Annotated in this window: 4 protein-coding genes and 1 pseudogene; 3 read left to right on the top strand and 2 right to left on the bottom strand. The window is 68.9% G+C overall.

The genetic code is table 11. The features are described 5' to 3' along the window. Positions 1-245 precede the first annotated feature (245 nt). The gene (locus ACWEN3_RS43025) at positions 246-668 is read left to right on the top strand and encodes an acyl-CoA thioesterase (protein WP_452983157.1); all 423 of its coding nucleotides are present in this window, start codon (positions 246-248) and stop codon (positions 666-668) included. A 225-nt stretch (positions 669-893) separates the two neighbouring features. Here the strand turns inward: ACWEN3_RS43025 and ACWEN3_RS43020 are convergent, their stop codons facing one another. Next, positions 894-1721 (bottom strand): helix-turn-helix domain-containing protein, encoded by an 828-nt coding sequence (locus ACWEN3_RS43020; protein ID WP_452983154.1) that lies wholly within the window; start codon positions 1719-1721, stop codon positions 894-896. A gap of 113 nt (positions 1722-1834) precedes the next feature. On the opposite strand from ACWEN3_RS43020, the gene ACWEN3_RS43015 reads away from it, so the two are divergent. Together ACWEN3_RS43015 and ACWEN3_RS43010 are read left to right on the top strand one after the other, a co-directional pair. Next, on the top strand, positions 1835-2695 hold the full coding sequence (locus ACWEN3_RS43015) for an alpha/beta fold hydrolase (RefSeq protein WP_452983151.1): 861 nt from the start codon (positions 1835-1837) through the stop codon (positions 2693-2695). 188 nt (positions 2696-2883) lie between these two features. Continuing rightward, a pseudogene (locus ACWEN3_RS43010) lies at positions 2884-3135 on the top strand (transposase); the annotation flags it as partial. A gap of 85 nt (positions 3136-3220) precedes the next feature. Here the strand turns inward: ACWEN3_RS43010 and ACWEN3_RS43005 are convergent. Next, positions 3221-3844 (bottom strand): TMEM175 family protein, encoded by a 624-nt coding sequence (locus ACWEN3_RS43005; RefSeq protein WP_452983148.1) that lies wholly within the window; start codon positions 3842-3844, stop codon positions 3221-3223. Positions 3845-3981 lie beyond the last annotated feature (137 nt).

Here is a 3981-nt window from a genome sequence, read left to right as displayed (position 1 = left end):
CGGGAAGAGGGTCACGGCGGGCGACGGCGCAGCCCGAGGCGGTCGCCGTGTACGCGCCGGACACGGCGACCCTCACGGCCTGCGCGGCCACGCTGGAGGAGGCCGGGTGGCAGGCCGGCGAGTACACCCAGCCGCGCACGCGGGTGCGCTACCTGCTGGCCTCGCCGCGCCGGGTGTGACGTGCGTGCGAGGATCGGCGGAGCGGTGCCCGCGCCGCAGTGCGCCGTACACGAGAAGGGGAAGTCGTGAGCGAACCGTTTTCCGTCCGCGTCACCGCCCGCGGTTACGAGACCGACGTGCAGGGCCACCTCAACCAGGCGGTGTACCTCAACTACGCCGAGCACGCCCGCTGGTCGCTGCTCCAGTCGGCCGGGCTGACCCAGGCCGGACTGGTCGGGACGGGGGTGGGGCCGGTGTCGCTCGAGACGACGATCCGCTTCGTGCGCGAGCTGCTCGCCGGTGACGAGGTCGACGTGACCTGCGCCTTCGAGTGGGGCGGCGGCAAGACCTTCCGGATCCGGCAGGAGATACGCAAGGCGGACGGCACGGTGGCGGCCGAGATCACCGCGGTCGGCGGACTGCTCGACCTGAAGGAGCGCAGGCTGGTCGCCGACCCGGGGAAGGTGTTCAAGGAGCTGACGACCGACCCGTCCCTGTTCGGCCTGTGACCGCCGCCGGGCCCGCGGCCGGAAACCGGGTGCGCGGGACGGCCCCCGGCTGCCATGCTCCGGTCCCCTGCCCGCACGAGGCGTGAGACCCAGCCGGTACATCTCCGTCGACAAGTACCCACCTAGGGCCTTCGATTCGATGGCACGTCGCCCCGGGTCAGTGGCGATCATGGGTTGTGACACTCCGTGATTATGGATGTGAGTGCCCTTCTTGAGTGCACCGCCTCACTCGACGGCTACCGTCGCCTTCCATGCGCCTGGGCGCATGCCTGTCGCCTTGTAGAAGAACACCGAGAAGTTGGATGCGTCGGGGAAGCCGAGCGTGGCGGCGCAGCGGGCTGCGGTGAGGCGGTCGTGCGCGAGGAGCCGTTTGGCTTCCAGGATGATCCGGTCGACGATGTATGCCTTCGCGGTGCGGCCTGTGGCCTGCTGCACCGCTCGTGAGAGGGTGCGGGGCGCGTATCCCAGAGCACGGGCGTAGTAGCTGGCGTCGTGGTGGTTACGGAAGTGCGTCTCGACGCTGGAGCGGAACAACCGGAACACCGGATGTGTGAACCGTGCTTCGGCGTGCGGGGGCCGCAGCCGGGCGATGAGCGCGGAAAGCAGGATTTCGGGCAGCTCCGTGGAGAAGTCCTCGGGTGGGGCGGATGCTTCGAGGAGGAGATGGTTGCGCGCGGTGTCGACGAACAGCCAGTCGGCGTCGGGGATGCTCCAGTGCGCGGCCAGGTCCGGGGAGGCGGCGAGCTGCCGGGTGGCGTGGGTGACCGGCGCTGTCGGCACGAACAATACGAGGTGCCCCGCCACATCGCCGATGTCGTCCCACCGGTGCACCGCTCCGGGTGGAATCCACACCGCGGACCGCTCCGTGAGCGGGTGGTGGAGGAAGTCCACCGTGACCGAGCCGTGTCCGGCGTCGATGACGGCGAGGACGTGGAAGTCGGCGCGCTGGGTGCCGCCGTCGTTCAGCTCGCGAAGGCGGTCGAACGTCATGGTCTCGACCGCGGCGGCGCGGCGCCCTGCGGGCTGGTAGGTCATCTGCCGAATCACGGTCACGTGTCCAGTTTTCACCATCGGGCGACCAGTCACGCCGATGCCCCGTCCGGGTGCAGAACTTTCAATGAAGTCACAGGGCAATCGCTTAGAACACTGATTGGGGAACAGCCACCATGAGCATGACGCAGCAGACGCTTGTGCCCGTTTACGACCACCGGCCGGGGACCGGACCGACCCTGGTGTTCCTGCACTACTGGGGTGGTTCCGCCCGTACCTGGGACCTCGTCGTCGACCGCCTCGCGGGCCGTGACGTGCTCACGGTCGACTTCCGCGGGTGGAGCCGGTCGAGCGCTCTGCCCGGCCCCTACACGCTCGGTCAGTTCGCCGACGACACGCTCGCCGTGCTCGCCGACGCGGGGGTCACCGACTACGTCCTGGTGGGGCATTCGATGGGGGGCAAGGTCGCACAGCTGGTCGCGGCCATCCGGCCCGCCGGCCTGCGTGGCATCGTCCTCGTCGGCTCCGGCCCGGCGAAGCCCGCCGCACAGATCACCCCCGAGTACCAGGAAGCCCTGTCGCACGCTTACGACTCCGCCGATTCCGTAACCGGGGCACGGGACCACATCCTCACCGCCACCGAGCTGCCCGCATCGGTCAAGGCGCAGATCGTGACCGATTCGCGGACCGTCACCGACGCCGCCCGCACCGAGTGGCCGCTGCGCGGCATCGCGCAGGACATCACCGAGCACACGCGCATGGTCAGCGTTCCCGCCCTCGTCGTCGCCGGAGAGAACGATCAGGTCGAACCCGTCGACGTGCTCCGCGACAACCTGGTGCCCTACCTCTCCCAGGCCGACTTCGTGGTGGTCCCGCACACCGGTCACCTGATCCCGCTGGAAGCCCCGGCCGACCTTGTCGAGGCCATCACGGCCTTCGCACCAGGAGATCCCGAACCGGGACTGGAAATGGGGCACGGCAACGGCCCGGCAGCGGCTCGTCCACCGTCTCGGAATCGTCAGCCAGATGACCACTGACGGCAGTGAGCTCCACGGACTGGGACAACTCGCCGCGGCCGTCAAGGGAGCCATGCTCACTCGATGGCCCGCGCTTCAACCACTGCCCCTGCAAAGGCCGTAAGGCGTCAGCCCGCAACCTGGCCTACGACGTGGTCTCGAACCACACGCCATAGAGTTGCGACGCTCTGTGATCACTGGGGAGACCTGTGCCCGCGCTGCCCTCATGGCTGACCGAACCCCTCTGGGATCAATTCGCGGTCCTGCTGCCCGAGCGGCCGGAGTTCCACCCGGGCCATCCGCTCGGCTGCCACCGCCGGCGCATCAGCGACCGGGTCATCTTCAACAAGCTGCTGCAGCTGCTGCGCTTCGGCTGTTCTTACGAGGCGATCGCCGACACGACGTGCTCGGCCACCACGATCCGCAGCCGCCGCGACGAGTGGATACGACAGGGCGTCTTCATGCCGCGGCAGCTGCCGCCGCGGCGCCGGCACACCCACCACGCCCTCGACGACGCGGGCGAGCAGGCCGAGCTGTTCGCCAACCTCATGGCGTGGCCGGGTCCTTGCGGGTCGGCACCGGCAGCTGGTTGAAGCCGTAGTACACGGCGAGCAGACCGTGCGCGGCCAGGGTCAGCGGCGCGGAGACGAAGGCCAGGCCCACGGTCAGCGGATAACCCAGGGAGCCGAGGGCGAACCGGGCGCGGGTCGTCCGGGCGGCCACCGTGTCCACGCGGGCGTCGAAGAGGTGGCCGGTGCGGGTGAGGTGCCACCACAGGGCCTGGAAGGTGAGGGCCATCGCGACCATCACCAGGCTGTACACGGCGGCGGCTGCGTGCGAGGCGTGGCCCCCCTCGCGCAGGTACTCCGCGAGCAGCGCCGTCGGCCAGGGCACCACGGCCACCACCATCAGGACCAGCAGGTTCAGGAACATCAGCGTCCGGTCGACGCGGGCGACGAAGCTGAACAGCTGGTGGTGGTTGACCCACATGATGCCGATGACCAGGAAGCTCACCACATAGGCGGCGTACGAGGGCCACTGCGTGCCGAGCGCCTGCCACAGATCGCCGTGCTCACCCGCCTTGGGCACCTTGATGTCCAGGACGAGCAGGGTGATGGCGATGGCGAACACCCCGTCGGAGAAGGCCTCGACACGGCCGGACTCGTTCATGCGCCCAAGACTGCCTTACGCGGTGGCGCGGGGTACGGCGGTTTGAAGACTTCTTCAAGCCATCACATGGAGAGGACGACAAATCAACAGCGAGAGTCGCCCGGACCAAGAAAAATGAACAGGCAGGACTCATGGCG

Source organism: Streptomyces sp. NPDC004561, assembly GCF_053602155.1.
Note: the sequence above shows the minus strand (reverse complement) of the source record. Positions and strands in the feature narration are given on the sequence as shown.